Genomic DNA, 16899 nt, shown 5'->3' with positions numbered 1-16899 from the left:
TGCTTTGGGGTGGTTTGGCATGGGGGTGCGGGCGATCACGGATCGCCCCTACGGGTTGGTGTGAATGCTTTGGGGTGGTTTGGCATGGGGGTGCGGGCGATCACGGATCGCCCCTACGGGGTGGTGTCATTGTGGGGTATTAATCCGGTACGATTTATTTGGTGACGCAAAAAAGGCCCATTATTGGGCCTTTTTTGTTGAGTCTTTGCTGCAGTTTTTATTGTAACTGCTGATTAATACAGTTTTGGTTTTTTGGAATAGGTGGTATGAAGAATATGATGAGCCTTGTGGCTATTTGGTTCTTCAAGGAATTCATCGTACAGACGTACTACTGAAGGATTCTGATGTGATTTACGGATTCCTTTGTTGGCGTCTTCGGTGTAAAGAGCTTTTGCTCTTTCAGCACGAATGTCGATATCCATTTTGTCTTTTGCGGAAACGATTGGTTGTCCACCACCGTTTACGCAACCGCCTGGGCATCCCATCAATTCGATGAACTGGACATCGTTCAGTTCGCCGGCTTTTAATTGTTCCATGACAGTTTTTAAGTTAGCACCGCCATGAGCAATGACAACTTTAACAGCCAGGTCTGGTGTTACATCAACTGTTGCTCTTTTGATGCCTTCCACACCACGAACTGCTTCGTAGTCAATTTCTTTGATGTCTTTTTTGTTTAAGACGTCAGCCAGTGTTCTGACTGCGGCTTCCATAACACCACCGGTAGCACCGAAGATAACAGCAGCACCTGTGGAATCGCCATAGTACGGATCGAAATCTTCATCGGGAAGACGGTCGTACATGATGCGAGCAGCCTTGATCATACGAGCAAGTTCTCTTGTTGTGATAGAAATATCAACATCCTGATTGCCGTCTACGGCCAGTTCTTCACGTTGAACTTCGTATTTTTTAGCGGTACAAGGCATAACTGAAACAACAACCATATCTTTCGGATCGATGTTGTTCATTTGAGCGTAATGGCTCTTTAATAAAGCACCGGTCATGTTCTGTGGTGATTTACAGCTTGACAGATTGGGAATGAATTGTGGATAGTAGGTTTCAACAAATTTAATCCAGCCTGGTGAGCAGGATGTGATCATTGGCAGAACGCCGCCGTTTTGTAAACGACCAAGCAATTCATATCCTTCTTCCATGATGGTAACATCAGCACCGAAATCGGTATCGAATACTTTATCAAATCCCAGTCTTCTTAAAGCGGCTGCCATTTTTCCGGTACATGGTTCGCCCATTTTGTGGCCGAATTCTTCGCCTAAAGCAGCACGAACGGCGGGAGCGGTTTCAACGATGACTGTTTTGGTCGGATCATTGAGTGCATCCCAAACATCCTGGATGTTTGATTTTTCTTTGAGTGCGCCAACTGGGCAGTTGATGATACATTGTCCGCAATTGATACAGCCAACTTCTGCTAAAGATCGGCCGAATACTGGCTGAACCTGAGAGTTGAATCCACGACCGACAGCACCGAGTACGCCAACGCCTTGAACCTGGTTACAGACTGACTGGCATCTCTTGCAGAGGATACATTTGGTTTCATCTCTAACGATGGATGTCGACATATCGTCGATTGTGTGACCAGATTTTGCTCCCTGGTAAGGAATATCAGATACGTCCAGTTCTTTGGACAACGCCTGCAGTTCGCAGTTTTCGCTGCGGACACAAGTTGTACATTCTCTGTTATGGTCTGACAGAATCAAAGACAGGTTTACTTTTCTTGCTTTTTGAACTTTTGGAGAGTTTGTTAACACTTCAATTCCATTGGCAACTGGGTAAACACATGCTGCCTGCAATGCTCTTGCGCCAGCAATTTCCACTAGACACATACGACATGCCCCAATTTCATTAATGCCTTTTAAATAGCATAGTGTTGGGATGTCAATGTTTTTCATTCGAGCGGCTTCTAAAATGGTTGTTCCTTCTGGAACCGTTATTTCTTGTCCGTTTATTTTAAAAGTAATTTCATTCATTTCCTCAATAACCCCCTCATCAAGCCTTTGATATTGAGCCGAATGGACAGGCTTCAATACAAGTACCACATTTTATACATTTTGTTGTATCAATAACGTGTGGTTTTTTCTTTTCGCCGGAAATAGCATCCACAGGACACTTCTTGGCACAGATGCCACACCCTTTACAAGTATCTTCGTCAATTTTGAAATCCAGAAGAGCCTTACAAACGCCGGCCGGGCATTTTTTATCATAAATATGAGCTTCGTATTCATCTCTGAAGAATTTAATCGTAGCCAGAACTGGGTTTGGAGCTGTTTGTCCCAAGCCGCAAAGAGCTGAAGATTTGATGCCTTCTGCTAATTCCTGTAAGCGTTCGATATCGCCTTCTTTACCTTTACCACCACAGATATCTTCGAGGATTTCAAGCATTCTCTTGGTACCGATACGGCAAGGTGGGCATTTACCACATGATTCATCCTGAGTAAACTCAAGGAAGAAATGTGCGATATCAACCATACAGTTGTCTTCGTCCATGACGATTAATCCACCGGAACCCATCATAGAGCCGGCAGCGATGAGGTTATCATAATCAATTTCTGTATCAAGTGCTGATGCTGGTAAACAACCACCTGATGGTCCACCAGTTTGAGCGGCTTTGAATTCTTTACCGTTTGGAATACCGCCACCGATTTCATAAATGATTTCTCTCAGTGTTGTTCCCATTGGGATTTCCAGTAAACCGGTATTGTTGATTTTTCCACCTAATGCGAATACTTTTGTTCCTTTTGATTTTTCAGTTCCAACTGATGCAAACCATGCTGCACCGTTTAAGATAATCTTGGGAATATTTGCATATGTTTCAACGTTGTTAAGAACGGTTGGTCTTTCGAACAGACCTTTGTTTGCTGGGAATGGAGGACGCGGACGCGGTTCGCCACGTTTTCCTTCGACTGAATTCATCAGGGCTGTTTCTTCGCCGCATACGAATGCGCCGGCGCCTAAACGAATTTCAAGGTCAAAGGCAAAATCGGTATCGAAAATGTTTTCTCCGAGGATCCCATAATCTTTGGCCTGATCGATTGCAATCTGCAGACGATGAACGGCGATTGGGTATTCAGCTCGAACATAAACATAACCTTTTTTGGCGCCAACTGCATAACCGGCAATTGACATTGCTTCGATGATCGCATGTGGGTCACCTTCTAATACGGAACGGTCCATGAATGCGCCGGGATCTCCCTCATCTGCATTACAGGCAACGTATTTAACACCGTCTGGTGACACTGCATTGTGTGCAAACTGCCATTTAAGGCCAGTTGGGAATCCTCCGCCCCCACGACCACGAAGTCCTGAAGCTTTAACTTCATCGATAACTTCCTGAGGAGTCATTGTTTTCAATACTTTTTCAAGTGCTAAATAACCGTCGAATCCGATATATTCATCGATGTTTTCCGGGTTGATAACACCACAGTTTGCCAAAGCAATACGACGTTGTTTTTTGAAGAATCCCAGTTCGTTGATGGATAATGGATGATGTCCATCGCCTTTTTCTGAGTAAACAAGTCGGTCAAGAACACGACCTTTGACAAGATGTTCTTCAACCATTTCAGCGATATCTTCAACTGCAACACGACTGTAGAAGGTGCCTTCTGGGTAAACAATTACAACTGGACCCAATTCACACAATCCAAAACAGCCTGTCTGAATTACTTCGATTTCATCGAGTATATCATGTTTTACTAACTCTTTTTTTAATTCCTGTACTAATTTAACGGAACCAGAGGAAGTACATCCTGTGCCACCACATATTAGTATCTGCGAACGTTTATATGCCATCTGCTCTTCTCCTCCTCAATTAAGCCTTGATCTCTGGATCGACAATTTTACCATCAACGATGGTCATGGTAAATTCATCTACAATTTTGCCGCCTATCAAATGTTGGTCCACTACTTTGACAATTTTTTCCGGTGTCATGTGAACATAGGTTACTTTATCATTATTTGCGCCGTAAACTTCAACAATTGGTTCTAATCGACAGGATCCGATACATCCGGTTTGCGCAACGGTTACATCGACCAGGTTTTTGGCTGCTACTTCTTCCATGAGCTTAACCATTACAGGACGAGCTCCGGCAGCAATACCGCAGGTTGCCATTCCGACAACAACGCGATAGCCATTTTTGCCGTGTCTCAAGTTTATTTCATTTAGTTTTTTTTCTCGAATCGCTTTTAATTCAGCTAGGGACTTTGCCATATTATTCTTCCTCCATAATTTTTTCAAGGCCCTCTCGCACAAACTCCCTGATCCAGTTAAGGATGTCCGGTTCGTTTAACGATGTAACTTCCAGGGTCTCTTTAATTTCACGTGTATCAAAAATAAATGATTGATTATTGTAGTCGTGTTCATAAATGAGATCGGCCTCCTCAAAAGACATTACCATCGTCACAACCGTGTCTGCCATGTTGCCAAGGGGAGCACGATCGATATGATCGCGATTGAAAGTACCAGTCACCTTTGTACCAACGCCAAACTCGGATGTAATCCTGAAAAAGCCACCGCACGTTTCAGATGCTGCTTTAAACAGGGATAAACCAAGGCCGACTCGGCGGGTTGTTCTGGATGTGACAAAAGGATCAGCGATGTTCTGAATCTTATCAGCCGGGATGCCGCAACCATCATCTTCGATCATGATCGCGAGTACATTCGCTGCCAGAGATTCAATAATCGTCAGTTTCACAAGTTTTGCCTGTGCTCTGATGGAGTTTTGGGTAATATCCAATATGTGAAGGGATAACTCTTTCATTTTTTTTAACTAAAATTTCTCTAAAATATCAGGAACTTCGTTAATGGTTAAACGACCGAACACTTCCTCATTAATCATCATTACTGGGGCCAAGCCGCATGCACCTACGCAACGAGTCGCATCAACTGAGAATTTTCCATCTTCAGTTGTGTCGCCGACGCCGATTCCAAGAATGTTGGTAACTTTGTCCATAACACCTTGTGAACCACGTACATAACAGGCAGTACCCAGGCATACACCAATTTTGTATTTACCTTTTGGTTTAAGGGTAAATTGAGAATAAAATGTCGCCACGCCAAATACTTCTGTTAATGGAATATCCAATTCATCTGCAATGGTACTTTGTAGTTCGATGGGCAGATAGCCGTACTTTGTCTGTGTTTCCTGCAGAATCTGCATTAAACAACCTGGTACTTCTTTGTGTTCGGCTACGATTGCCTTTACTACGTCCAAATTTTCAACTGGTATTAATTCAGCCAATTTTTAAACCTCCTAATTCAATCATGCAAACCTTTACGCTTTGATTGCACATATTCTAACGCCCTCATTATAACACACTCCGTTGCTTTACGTCAGAATTATAGCGGATAACATTTTGCCCATTTTTTTTTAAATAAACGTTAATTTTTAAACAATTGGGGGTAATTTTTCTACTTTTTAACTACTTTTGCAAATAAAGTGTAATTATTTTGCATAAAAAAACAGATTCTCTCTATTGAATCTGCTTTTTTACCTTTTTCTTTTTATCCCAGGTAACGAATCAACGTCTGCCTTTGCATATCTTCCAGTTCGATAAAATACTCCCGCTCCGCCATGTCTTCGAGCTGGTGCGCATCGGAACCATGAATAAACTGATAGGTTCTGAAAAACTGATACTTTTTCAGAACATTTTCAACGCTTTCTCCTTTTGATATCTCACAGGTTTTTACCGCCAATTCTGGCGGAATAAATCCCAGCGAAGCAATGATACTGAAGGACTTCCGGTCGATATGGGCGGGTACAATCACCCCGCCGATACTGGTCACCGTCTCCCACAGCTGGTCGACGCCGATATCGGTGGCGGAAATGAGCAGCTTGTCGACCTCGCCGATGATATCATCATTTTCATCCATGATGTACTGGGGACCAAACATCTCTTTCCGGTTCATAACTTCCGGCAGATGTTGATACAGCATTTCATCCAGTTCCAGAGCGCCTTCCAGAGTGGGAAAATAGGCCAGGATATGGGCTTCTTCTTTGGTGGTCACTTCAATCCCGGGAAGAATACAGATTCCCTCGCCAATTTCTTTTGCCACCGCCAGTACCGCCGGCAAATTTTTCGCCGTATTATGATCGGTTACTGCGATGTAGTCGATTTCTTTCAGCAGTGCCATGTTTACAATATTGTTGGGGGTCATCTCTTCTTCGCCACAGGGAGACAAAACCGAGTGAATATGCAGATCGATGGCTACCTTATCCATTTCAGATGCCTGCGTTTGCTAAAATCCGACAGACTTCGTAGGCGTTCAAACCCGTTGTGATGATCGGAATATCTTCGATAACGGCTCGCTCGAGCGTGCTCTCTTCCACTTCTGCGCCTTCTGGCACGATCACACAGGCCATTTCAAGCAATGTTGCGACGGCAATGATGTTCACATGGGTCTGAATGGTTACCCATGCGCATCCCGTGCCGGCGTTTGCCATGACCCAGCTCAGGAGATCGCCCACATACCCGCTTTTGATTTCCCCTTCGGTGCCGATTTGCGGATTGAGGCATTTAAATTCATTGTTTTCTAATAAATCACTAACCTTCATTCATAACTCCTTTTGTTTGTTTTATATTAATATACATTATGTATATTTCAATCTTTTATTCGCTGGTTTTTCCGGTTGGGTGTTCGACCTGCAGCAGTTCGTTCGTTAATTGGGAGAGCTCCAGAACCCGGTCTTTGAGTACGAAGATGCAGTCGATTTCTTTTGCTTTTCCGGTGACAATATCCTCGGCCAAGGCCCGGCACCCCGGCGCCCCGCAGGAACCGCAGTCCAGACCCGGCAGCTTGCTTTCCAGCACTTCGATCTGTTTCATTTTTTCGATGGCTTTGTTGATATCGGCATCCAATGGTTCCGGGGTTCTTGGTAGAATCCGTTCTTTGATGTGCATCATCCCGGTATTGTAAATGTCTTTGACATACTCTTCTTCCATATGGACAATGGATTCCTGCTTCAACTTTTTGGCCCGTTCCTGAATGTACATTTTGGCAACGTAGTTATTCTCAACTGTCAGGCAACCGCCGACGCATCCCCCGATACAGGCCAGACCTTCGAAAAACTCAATGGTGTCAAGTTTACCGCATTCAATTTCTTCCAGTACATTGATGACGTTCTGAATGCCATCCACATGAAGCACATTTTTATTCTTTAAATACTCGCTTTCGCCGCCTGACAAGGCCCAACTGAACGCTTCCGGGGTTGAATTGTGGATGCCTTCGAGTGGGTTGCAGTCGTTTAAAATCCCGGAAATATCGCTGAAGATATCTTTGATGGCGATGGCGCCATCGATATGATCGTATTGATCGGCTTCGCCGGTCTGAGGGTTGTTCACCATGGTCGCCTTAGCGGCGCAGGGAGTAATAAAGAAAATACCGATGTCTTTATTCTTTAAATCGGTTTGATCCCGGAGGCGGTTTCTGACCAGCCGCGCGGTCAGCGCCATCGGTGATTTCAGTCGGCAGATATTATCGGTGAGCTCCGGGAAGCGAACCTGGATCAGTTTGACAACTGCCGGACAGGCGGATGAAATCAGCGGCTTCGGATAGCGTTTGGCATGATACTCGTATTTTAGCGCCCGGCCCACCACCTCGGCGCCGTAAGCGACTTCCACCACTTCATCAAAACCAAGGGCTTTAATCGCGGATAAAATCCGACTGATGGAATAGCTTGTTTTAAACTGACCGAGAATTGTCGGCGCCGGAATCGCAACCGTGTATTTGTAGTCTCTGATCATCGACAATGGGTCAGTTTTTGCCTTCTTGGCCTGATGGGGACAAATACGGATGCATTCGCCGCAGTCAATGCATTTGGACTCGTTGATCCGCGCTTTTCCGCCGCGAACCCGGATGGCACCGGTGGGGCAATTTTTTAGACAGGTTGTACAACCCAGGCATTTTTCCTCATCCAGGTATACGGAATGCAGTAATTTATCCATTTGCTCTCCTTTCTTGATTTTGTTGCAAGTAATAACACCTAAAGTGCCGTGTGCTTAGCGGTCAGTTTCGCACGAACCACCAGAAGAAATTGCTACACGAATTTCTTCTAGGTCGCGGGCAGTCGCCAACTACAAGCGAGCTTGTGATTGGCGACTGTCTTCGCGAAGGCTGATCGCCTGTTCGCCTTGATGCAAACAACACGATATAACAATTGTCGGTACTGCATTAACACTTTATCTAAAGTCTGGCAATGTTCGCCATGTTACCGCAACCATAAATTCTACAGGAAGAATTTCATTGCAATTTTTGTACCAACGCCGACTTTTGAATCGATCTGAAAGTGGTCGGCATTTTTCTGCATGTTGGGTAGTCCCATGCCGGCACCAAAACCCATTCTGCGTGCTTCGTCACCGGCGGTGGACCAGCCTTCGGTCATGGCCAGACTGAGGTCCTGAATGCCGGGGCCGCGGTCTTCGATGGTCAGGTCGATTTCTTTTTCTGCTACCGTCAGGAGAATGGTTCCGCCGAGGGAGTGAATGGCCAGGTTCATTTCACCTTCGTAGCCGGCGATGGATACCTTGCGGATAATTTTGTTGGAAATACCGAGTTGCTGAAGGGTTCGTTTGATTTTTCTGGAGGCATCTCCGGCTGTTTCAAAATCTCCGCGCTCTACCTCAAAGGCGAGTTTGTAGTTCATTTGAGGTATGCCCCCCTTAATCCATTTGCGTATAAGATGCCACAGGCTTCGAAAAGGATGTATTTTGTTGACATCACCAGCAAGTCTCTTTCTTGCGCCATTTTTATCACTTCATCGCTGGGAATTTTGTCTCGCACGAAAATAATGCTGTTCATGTTGGCAATATCCACCGTATTCAGGACCTGCCGATTGATCAGTCCCGTAAGCAGGATGGCGTCTTCGGTTCTAAAACACAGCACATCGCTCATCAGATCACAGCCAAAACCGCTCTGAACCTCATCGTCCAGATGGCTTTCTCCTGACAGTACTACAGCGTTAAGAAGTTGTTTCACGCGATGTAATTTCATAGATCATTACTCCTTCATTTGGCGTCTTTCTTTAATTGTAACGGATTTCCACTTTTTTTGGAAGTGCTTTAAGGAATTTTTTTAAATCCACTTAATTGGTCGGTACGGTGTATTTTGTCTACAGCCGGACTTTGGTGTAGGTGGCGCCCAGGGCTTTTAAGCGGTTTTCTTCATCCTCGTCACAGGTGAACAGAATGACTTGTCGCTTCTGGCTGAGCTCAGCCAGCAGTTTAAGCGCCTGCGTTTTGCGGTCTTTGTCGTATCGCACGAAGGGTTCGTCCAGAATGAACGGCATCTCCTGATTGATGACGTCACCCATGCCGTAGCGGAAAGCAAAATAGACCTGATCCATGGTGCCGGCACTTAATTGCTCGGCATCCTTGAAATCCCCATTGGCAGGCTCCACGACTTTGACATTCATGGCTTCATCGATTTTGACGCCTTTATAATGCTGGGTAATTTTATTTAAAATATCCCCGATGTGTTGGTTGAGCTCGGGTGCGGATTCCAGATGACAGCCTTGCTGTATTTTTTCCAGAATATCGAGCACGGCATTGCAGGCCTTTATCTCAATGTCGCAGATTTCAATCTGGGAATCCAGCGATTTGATGGTTTCCCGGATTTCCACCGGCAGGCCGACCCCATCCGACAGGGCGTTGTTTTCGCCTTCCAGCCGGGCTATTTCTTTTCCCATGCTGAGCAGTTCATCCGTTTTGGGAGAAGCCTTTTTCCACACCAGGTTTCCATCCGCCGTTTTTCCGTCGTTGACGGTTTGCAGCAGGTTTTCCAGCAGGCGCAGATTTCCGTTGAATTGAATCTTCATCTCTTCCAGCCGCTGGCTTTTCTGACAGCCTTCGGCATATTCTGCGATGGTCTTGACATCGTATTTTCCCAGCTTTCTGTCCAGTTCTTTTTCGATGCCTCTTCTTTGTTCAAAAAGCACTTCGTACCCGGCCTGATGCCGTGATAATTGGACGCTGATCAGTTCGCCTTCATTTTTCATCTGTTCCAGCTCACTTTGCGTTCGGGAAGCTTTTTTGTAAAAAGCGTCCAGTTCGCCGACGTCTTTGAGTCCGTATTTTTTCAGAATGCCCTGCTGTACCGGTTTGAGCAGCCGTGCCTGTCTGATTTTTCGTTTTTTTAACGATTTCGCAGCGCCGAAAACGGTGCCGACAACCCCCAGGATCATCATCATGATGCCCAGACCGAGCATGATGTTCTCGATGCTCTGACCCAACGGCAGCAGACTCATGATCGACACTTCGGTAAACGCAATGCCCAGAATGATCAGAATAATTGAAATGAAACTTTTGATCGCATTCGATTTTTCTTTGACGTCTTCTGATCCGTTTTGTTCTTTTTTGAACGCCTCGTAATCTTCACTGATGCGTTCCCAGGTATGCCCGGCCAGAGTGGCGCGTCGGGATTCTTCTTTCTGCCGGATCGCTTTCAGGCTTTCGTGACAATTGTTTATTTCCGTTTCAATATAGTCCATCTGATCGCTCAAGCGTTCGATCTGACTCTGGACGGTTTTCAGACCTTCAAGGGTCTCGTAATTGAACTCTCTGTAGACTTCGCCTGCTTCGATTTTATCCGATAACAGGCTGTTTTCCTTTTCCAGCTCTTTGATTTTTTCATAGGACTGCAGGAGCTCTTTTTTTCGATTAACGACGGATTCCTGGGTCAGATAATCATTCTCCGCTTCAATGCGTTTCATTCTTCTCTGATAGAGGGTGATTTGCTCCTGATTTTCGGCGACCTTCGCATACGCTTCTTCCGCCTCTTTCAGTGCCGTCCGGAGTTCGTCGCGTTCACGGATCGCCGCCCCGACTCTGGATTTGCTCTGCCCTGACCGCCCGATGTTCTTCTTTTTATCTTCGATACACCGTGCGATACCCTTGAAATTCATCTCGACGCCACTGGTGTTCTGGGTTTCCAGATAGGAATCCCGCATTTCATCCTGGGTGCCGGATTCGGTATCGTTGTAAAGCTGCCGCATGTTGACGGTATTATTGTAGATTCCCGATGTCATCCCCAGCGTATCCAATGGCAGATGCTGACGGATCACGCCGTCGTATCGGAATTCGCTGCTGATATCTTTTCCGGTGGTGTTGTCGAATATGTTCAGGCTGTCTTTTCCTCTTAAAAAATTTCGTTCTAAGCGGATTTCACGGCCATCAACTTCATAGATCAATGAACCACTGTAGTCGAACTGTTTCCAGGGCAGATATTTTTCATATTCGATATCGTAGGTTTTCTTTTTTCGATAGGGTTTGTAAAAGCCGAAAAACATGCCCTGGATAAAGGTCTGGACCGTTGTTTTTCCGGCTTCATTCATGCCGTAGACGAGATTCAGGCCGGGCTCAAAACCAATGGTTTTGTCTTTGAATTTTCCGAAAGCCTTCAGATGCAGCGTTTTGATGATCATTTTAAAACCCCCTCGCTGACCATGGCTTCAATGCTGTAGATAATGGCCTTCTTTCTCACTTCCGGATCCTCGATATTTCCCAGCGCTTCCAGGAACTGACCAATCGGATTGTTTTCATTTTCCAGGATCAGCTTGTCAAGATCAATATCCGGTTCCAGTTGGGAGGTGTCGGTCTCGATGTAATAGAATGATTCCTGTAAATCATCGTTGACCCAGTCCAACTGAATTTCCGGATTGATGTAGCCGACAAAACGAATGCGGTAGTAATTCTGTTTCCGGTTTTCTGCGGTTTCACAGCTGAGTGCTTTTTCGATAATGTTGCTGTAGGTATCGTCCGGTGATATTTCGATCTGGATCGTCTCATATTTCCGCGACGGGATCGGATAAAAGCCACTGGAGGTCACATAGTTGTCGGTTTCACGATCAACCTCGACCAGCGAGATCAGAAAGCCGCGCTCGCCGGTTTCCCCAAAGTTGAGCGGGACCGGCGACCCGCAATAGGCAACACCGCCCGGGGCGATTCCCGGCTTGTGGATGTGTCCCAAAGCAATAAAATCAAAACCTTTGCCTTCAATGTATTTTAAGTCAATGGGAAGATAATGGCTTTGGTTTGCCACCTCTCCATGGATCATCAGGATATTGTATCGGGAATGGTCCAGTTTAATGGTATTGAAGGACCGTTCCGGAAAGGCCCGGTACTCGTTTTTTACCCATGACATGCCATAGATTTCGGTATTCAATTCTTTAATGTAAATGGACCTGAACACATCTTCCTTGAAGATATAGACATTACTTGACCACTGTACTTTATTGTATGGCGAATTCTCGCCGTGATAATCGTGATTTCCGGTAATGATCACCACCCATGTATTTTCCAGTGTTGCAAATGCTTCGGCCACGCGTTTTATATCCATGGTCAGGACATTAACACTGTCAAATACGTCACCAGCGATGAGAACAAGTGGTATTCTTTCATTTTTCGTGTAGGCAATCATATCGTCAAAGGCTTTCCAAAGCTCTTTTCGTTTATTTTTGCCGAAGTAGTTTCCCTGCTGCTGAAAGGTAAAGGGGCGACCTAAGTGAAAATCACCTGTATGAATAAATGTTGTCAACATCCTCTTTATCTCCTCATTTATAGTTTTTTTTGGCGTTTTGCAAAAGTACCGTGAGCTTTGGGAGCAGTTTCGCACAAACCACCAGAAGAAATCGCTGCGCGAATTTCTTCTAGGTCGCGGGCAGTCGCCAACTACAAGCAAGCTTGTGATTGGCTTGTTGCCTTCGCGAATTTTTTACACTGTTCGCCTACACGTTACAAAATTGGTTGTGGAAACTGTTCCCAAAGCAACAATCGTTCGATGTACAATCCCGTACCGACCAATTATTAATCAGTTGGTTACTTGCAATTCGTACAGTCTATCGACTGTTCGCCTTGATGCAACCAACACGATGTAATAATTGTCGGTACTGTGTTAGGCATTGTAAGCTGAACTGATCGCAAAACAACAATTGTTCCAGCTTTATAAATTTGCAATTACCTGAATTTGTAATTTGTCTTTCAAGATTTATATTATATCATTTTTTTGCATGGGTTACATTTATTTTTTTTCATATCTCGTTATCATAAAGATTACAAACTCAAAAAGACTCCCTGAAATTCAGGGAGCCTTGGGTGTCGTGCTTAGTTTGCCGTTCGCTAGTTGGTAGTTGGTACCACAAACAATTTCGTAGCGTTGAGGCGAACAGTCGATAGACTGTCCGCCGAGCGAGGAGAAATTGTTTCGTGATACCAACTGCCACGATCCTACCATTAGAAAGCAGCTTTGTAAAGGGCGATGATGTCTTTTTTGGTCGGTACTTTTGGGTTGCCGGGGGTACAGGCGTCGGCCAGAGCCAGATCGGCCAGGGTACCGAAATCGGCTTCTTTGACGCCAAGTTCTGCCAGACCGGCAGGAATGCCGACATCTTTAGACAGTTTTTTAATGGCATCAATGCAGGCGATATTGATTTCTTTCGGTTCGAGACGGCAGATGTCAACGCCCATTGCGATGGCCACGTCTTTCAGGCGATCGCCAACGGCATCGGCATTGTAGGCGACGACATAAGGTAACAGGATGGCATTGCAGACGCCATGCGGCAGATCATAGAAGCCGCCGAGCTGATGTGCCATCGAGTGAACGATTCCCAATCCGCCGTTTGAGAAACCCATGCCGGTCACAAACTGGCCATAAGCCATGGCATCACGGGCATCCAGGTCTTCGCCATCAGCGACTGCTTTTCGCAAGTTAGCCGCGATAACACGGATCGCTTCAATATTATACATATCGGTAAACGGTGTTGCACCGGCCGTGGTGTAACCTTCAACGGCATGGGTCAGGGCATCCATTCCGGTTGCTGCAGTCAGTGCTTTTGGCATTTTCAGCATCAGCACCGGATCGTTAACAGCGACGGTTGCAATGCTGTTCGGATCAACGATTACCATTTTCAGTTTGCGTTTTTCATCGGTGATGACATAGTTGATGGTTGCTTCACTGGCTGTTCCGGCAGTGGTATTGATGGCCACGATCGGCAGGGCTTTATTCGCTGTTTTTCCGACGCCTTCGTAGTCGCAGAGATCGCCGGGGTTAGTTCCCAGAATGGCTACCCCTTTTCCGGTATCCTGCGGTGAGCCGCCGCCGATGCTGACAATAAAATCACATTCATTATCCAGCAGTGCCTGATAACCGGCATTGACGTTTGCCACCGTTGGATTCGGTTTGACATCCGAGAATATGGCATAAGGAATTTTTGCTCCTGCAAGTACATCCAGAACACTCTGAACGACTCCCGCTTCAATGAGAACCTTATCGGTCACGACAAGGGCTTTTTTTACGTTCATTTTTTGGATTTCAGGCACGATGAGTTCGATTGCACCTGGTCCCAAGATTACGATCGGTGGAAAATAATAGGTTTTTGCCATAAGAGCACCTCCAAATTTTATTCGTTTACACGATTATATGCCAAAGTTGAATTTGAAGAAATGGAATATTTTATTGGCTTGGGATAGATTATGGAGACGAATTATTACTGTATTATAATATATTACCTGCGAGGTAGAATAAACGGTTGAACTGATATTCGATACCCCCCTAGTCGCCTTTGAATGAGTTAGTAAAGTTATTGACTTCAGAGACTTCTGCAAAATCTGCTGTACTATCTTCCCTTTTAATTTCAGCATAGCAGCTAACTTTATAACCAAGCGTAAATATCAAAAGTGCTGTGTCATCCTGATATTTTATATTCTCTTTTTTGTCACCTTGCCACGTAAGATGATTCTTTTTTAAAAACTTATTTACATCCGTACGAGGCGGAAGCAGATATAAGTGATCCCACCCATGTTTTCCTGTAACAATTGCCATATCCGAAAAATTTCCATTCGCATTTTTTAAAGATGTCCGAATTTCATAGGTAATATCTGTAGCTCGATCTAAATATGGTTCGTAACTATCCAATACATACGAACGTGCCCCTATCAGTATCAAAAGCACTGCACACAAGGTATACGCAACTTTTTCGATTCTTTTTTTTGACTGATTAAAAAAGATGTTTAGAATGATTAATATTCCCAGAAGAACCAAACCGATCTGCATGCTTAAATTTGCTCCTGATATTAGATAATAATTGAATAAACCGATAATCAGCACACTAACCGTTACTTTAAATACTACCCATATCATGTCCTTTGTCATTTCATAACACCTCTAATTCAATACATTTTAAGTTAAACTTCTCCTGGAATTGGGTTCTTTTTTGGAATAACAGATTGTATCCTGATCATCACATATTGCAATATTAAATACTCCATTCAACTTCTCTTTATTATTTATAAAATCATTTTACATGACAAAAAAACAACTGTCCAGCTATATGGTTGATTGTTTTTCCGTTTATTAAATTTTCAAACCAAAAGCATGGCCTAAACAAATCATACACAACCCTTGTATTCATCGTTCATTTTTAAACTTGAAGGATGGTCAGGCCCCTCTTCATAGTCTGATTTTTTTATCAATACAATTGTGTTATACTATTTATAATATGATCGAAAACGAGGTAAATCAATTGAAAAATATCAGTATTATCGGGTCGACGGGATCGATCGGAACCCAGGCCCTGGAGGTCGTTTCTGAAAACAGGGAAGCTCTGAATGTGGTCGGCTTGTCCACCAATACCAGCATCGATTTGCTGGAGCAACAGATTGAAGCCTATTCTCCCCGGATCGTCTGTGTCATGAACGGCGATGCGGCGCTGGTGCTGGAGAAACGTCTGAAAGCCAAGGGCTCACTGGTGGAGGTGGTAACCGGCATCGACGGGCTGATTGCCGTATCGACGGCATCGGAAATCGAGTTGCTGCTGACGGCTGTTTCCGGCATGATCGGTTTACGACCGACGCTGGCGGCCATTGAGCGTGGCATCGACATTGCACTGGCCAACAAGGAAACACTGGTTGCCGGCGGCCAGATCGTGATGGCGGCCGCAGCCCGAAAAGGGGTGGCAATTCTGCCGGTGGACAGTGAACACTGCGCGATTTTTCAGTGTCTGATGGGAAACAGGCATGAGGAAATCAAACGAATCATCATTACCGCTTCCGGCGGTCCTTTCCGGGGACAAAACACCGCAGCGCTACAGGCGGTTACCCTGGAACAGGCGCTTAAGCATCCCAACTGGAGTATGGGTAAAAAAATCACCATTGATTCCGCCACGCTGATGAACAAGGGCCTGGAAGTCATTGAAGCGAGGTGGCTCTTTGATCTGCGCCGGGACCAGATTGATGTGGTGGTCCATCCCCAGAGCATCATCCATTCGATGGTGGAGTTCATCGATCATTCGACGATGGCGCAATTGGGAATGCCGGATATGGCGCTGCCGATTCAGATCGCTTTTTTCTATCCGGACCGGATTGCCAACAATCGGCAGGCACTTGATTTCAGTCAGGTACGGGAACTGACTTTTGAAGCGCCTGATCCGGTAACTTTCCCCTGTCTGCAGCTGGCCTATGATGCTTTGGATGCCGGCGGCTCAATGACCTGTGTGCTCAACGCCGCCAATGAAGTCGCGGTTGCCAAATTTCTGAATAAAGAAATCCATTTTCTGGATATCCCCCGGATCAACCGCCAGGTGATGGAAAAACATCAGGTGATTGCCAACCCGACGCTGGAGGACGTGCTGGCTGCTGATGCCTGGGCCAGAGAGATCGCGATGGAGACAAGCGTCAACCGTTAATAAACAGGTCTATTGCGTTATTTCGTAGGGGCGGGTATTACCCGCCCGCAAAACGCTGGGGTTCTAGCAATCGGTTGATGCCAAATTGACGTTGCGGGCGATTGATAATGACCTGGGGGTCAGACCCACGCCCCTACGGGTTGGTTGTAAAAATAAACCGTTGCTCACTTTAGATTGCATTATTTCGTAGGGGCGGGTATTACCCGCCAGCAAAACG

Annotated in this window: 15 protein-coding genes; 1 reads left to right on the top strand and 14 read right to left on the bottom strand. The window is 45.4% G+C overall.

All coding sequences use genetic code 11. The annotated features are described in order from the left end of the window. Nucleotides 1–233: 233 nt before the first annotated feature. The 14 genes from GH808_RS13140 to GH808_RS13075 all read right to left on the bottom strand — a co-directional run bounded on the left by GH808_RS13140 (nucleotide 234) and on the right by GH808_RS13075 (nucleotide 15151). Complete coding sequence (locus tag GH808_RS13140) at nucleotides 234–1982, bottom strand: NADH-dependent [FeFe] hydrogenase, group A6 (protein ID WP_186843249.1); 1749 nt, start codon at nucleotides 1980–1982, stop codon at nucleotides 234–236. 19 nt (nucleotides 1983–2001) lie between these two features. Then, a complete protein-coding gene (locus GH808_RS13135) occupies nucleotides 2002–3801 on the bottom strand; it encodes an NADH-ubiquinone oxidoreductase-F iron-sulfur binding region domain-containing protein (protein WP_186843248.1) in 1800 nt (599 codons plus the stop codon). 19 nt (nucleotides 3802–3820) lie between these two features. Further along, a complete protein-coding gene (locus GH808_RS13130; RefSeq protein ID WP_186843247.1) occupies nucleotides 3821–4219 on the bottom strand; it encodes a (2Fe-2S) ferredoxin domain-containing protein in 399 nt (132 codons plus the stop codon). A gap of 1 nt (nucleotide 4220) precedes the next feature. Further along, entirely contained in the window at nucleotides 4221–4769 is a 549-nt protein-coding gene (locus tag GH808_RS13125; RefSeq protein ID WP_186843246.1) for an ATP-binding protein, read from the bottom strand. Nucleotides 4770–4778: 9 nt separating this feature from the next. Further along, nucleotides 4779–5249: an NADH-quinone oxidoreductase subunit NuoE family protein gene (locus GH808_RS13120; RefSeq protein ID WP_186843245.1), complete on the bottom strand. Its 471-nt coding sequence runs from the start codon at nucleotides 5247–5249 to the stop codon at nucleotides 4779–4781. A gap of 263 nt (nucleotides 5250–5512) precedes the next feature. Next, the gene (locus GH808_RS13115; RefSeq protein ID WP_186843244.1) at nucleotides 5513–6229 is read right to left on the bottom strand and encodes a PHP domain-containing protein; all 717 of its coding nucleotides are present in this window, start codon (nucleotides 6227–6229) and stop codon (nucleotides 5513–5515) included. A 1-nt stretch (nucleotide 6230) separates the two neighbouring features. Further along, nucleotides 6231–6563, bottom strand: coding sequence for an AraC family transcriptional regulator (locus tag GH808_RS13110; RefSeq protein WP_186843243.1), 333 nt, complete (start codon nucleotides 6561–6563; stop codon nucleotides 6231–6233). Nucleotides 6564–6618: 55 nt separating this feature from the next. Further along, on the bottom strand, nucleotides 6619–7953 hold the full coding sequence (locus tag GH808_RS13105) for a [Fe-Fe] hydrogenase large subunit C-terminal domain-containing protein (RefSeq protein ID WP_186843242.1): 1335 nt from the start codon (nucleotides 7951–7953) through the stop codon (nucleotides 6619–6621). Between the two features lie 281 nt (nucleotides 7954–8234). After that, nucleotides 8235–8651 carry an ATP-binding protein gene (locus GH808_RS13100; RefSeq protein WP_186843241.1) on the bottom strand — a complete coding sequence of 139 codons (417 nt, stop codon included), beginning with the start codon at nucleotides 8649–8651 and terminating at the stop codon, nucleotides 8235–8237. Further along, complete coding sequence (locus GH808_RS13095; protein WP_186843240.1) at nucleotides 8648–8998, bottom strand: hypothetical protein; 351 nt, start codon at nucleotides 8996–8998, stop codon at nucleotides 8648–8650. Before GH808_RS13095 ends, GH808_RS13100 begins: the two co-directional genes overlap by 4 nt. A 118-nt stretch (nucleotides 8999–9116) precedes the next feature. Beyond that, complete coding sequence (locus GH808_RS13090) at nucleotides 9117–11426, bottom strand: AAA family ATPase (protein WP_186843239.1); 2310 nt, start codon at nucleotides 11424–11426, stop codon at nucleotides 9117–9119. After that, nucleotides 11423–12541, bottom strand: coding sequence for a metallophosphoesterase family protein (locus tag GH808_RS13085; RefSeq protein ID WP_186843238.1), 1119 nt, complete (start codon nucleotides 12539–12541; stop codon nucleotides 11423–11425). Before GH808_RS13085 ends, GH808_RS13090 begins: the two co-directional genes overlap by 4 nt. A 692-nt stretch (nucleotides 12542–13233) precedes the next feature. Continuing rightward, a complete protein-coding gene (locus GH808_RS13080) occupies nucleotides 13234–14382 on the bottom strand; it encodes an iron-containing alcohol dehydrogenase (RefSeq protein WP_186843237.1) in 1149 nt (382 codons plus the stop codon). 169 nt (nucleotides 14383–14551) lie between these two features. Beyond that, nucleotides 14552–15151, bottom strand: a complete 600-nt coding sequence (locus GH808_RS13075) for a hypothetical protein (protein WP_186843236.1) — start codon at nucleotides 15149–15151, stop codon at nucleotides 14552–14554. A 370-nt stretch (nucleotides 15152–15521) separates the two neighbouring features. Between GH808_RS13075 and GH808_RS13070 the strand changes: the two genes are divergently transcribed. Continuing rightward, the gene (locus GH808_RS13070; protein WP_186843235.1) at nucleotides 15522–16682 is read left to right on the top strand and encodes a 1-deoxy-D-xylulose-5-phosphate reductoisomerase; all 1161 of its coding nucleotides are present in this window, start codon (nucleotides 15522–15524) and stop codon (nucleotides 16680–16682) included. Nucleotides 16683–16899 lie beyond the last annotated feature (217 nt).

Source organism: Acetobacterium fimetarium (genome assembly GCF_014284475.1).
Taxonomy (GTDB): domain Bacteria; phylum Bacillota; class Clostridia; order Eubacteriales; family Eubacteriaceae; genus Acetobacterium; species Acetobacterium fimetarium.
Note: the sequence above shows the minus strand (reverse complement) of the source record. Positions and strands in the feature narration are given on the sequence as shown.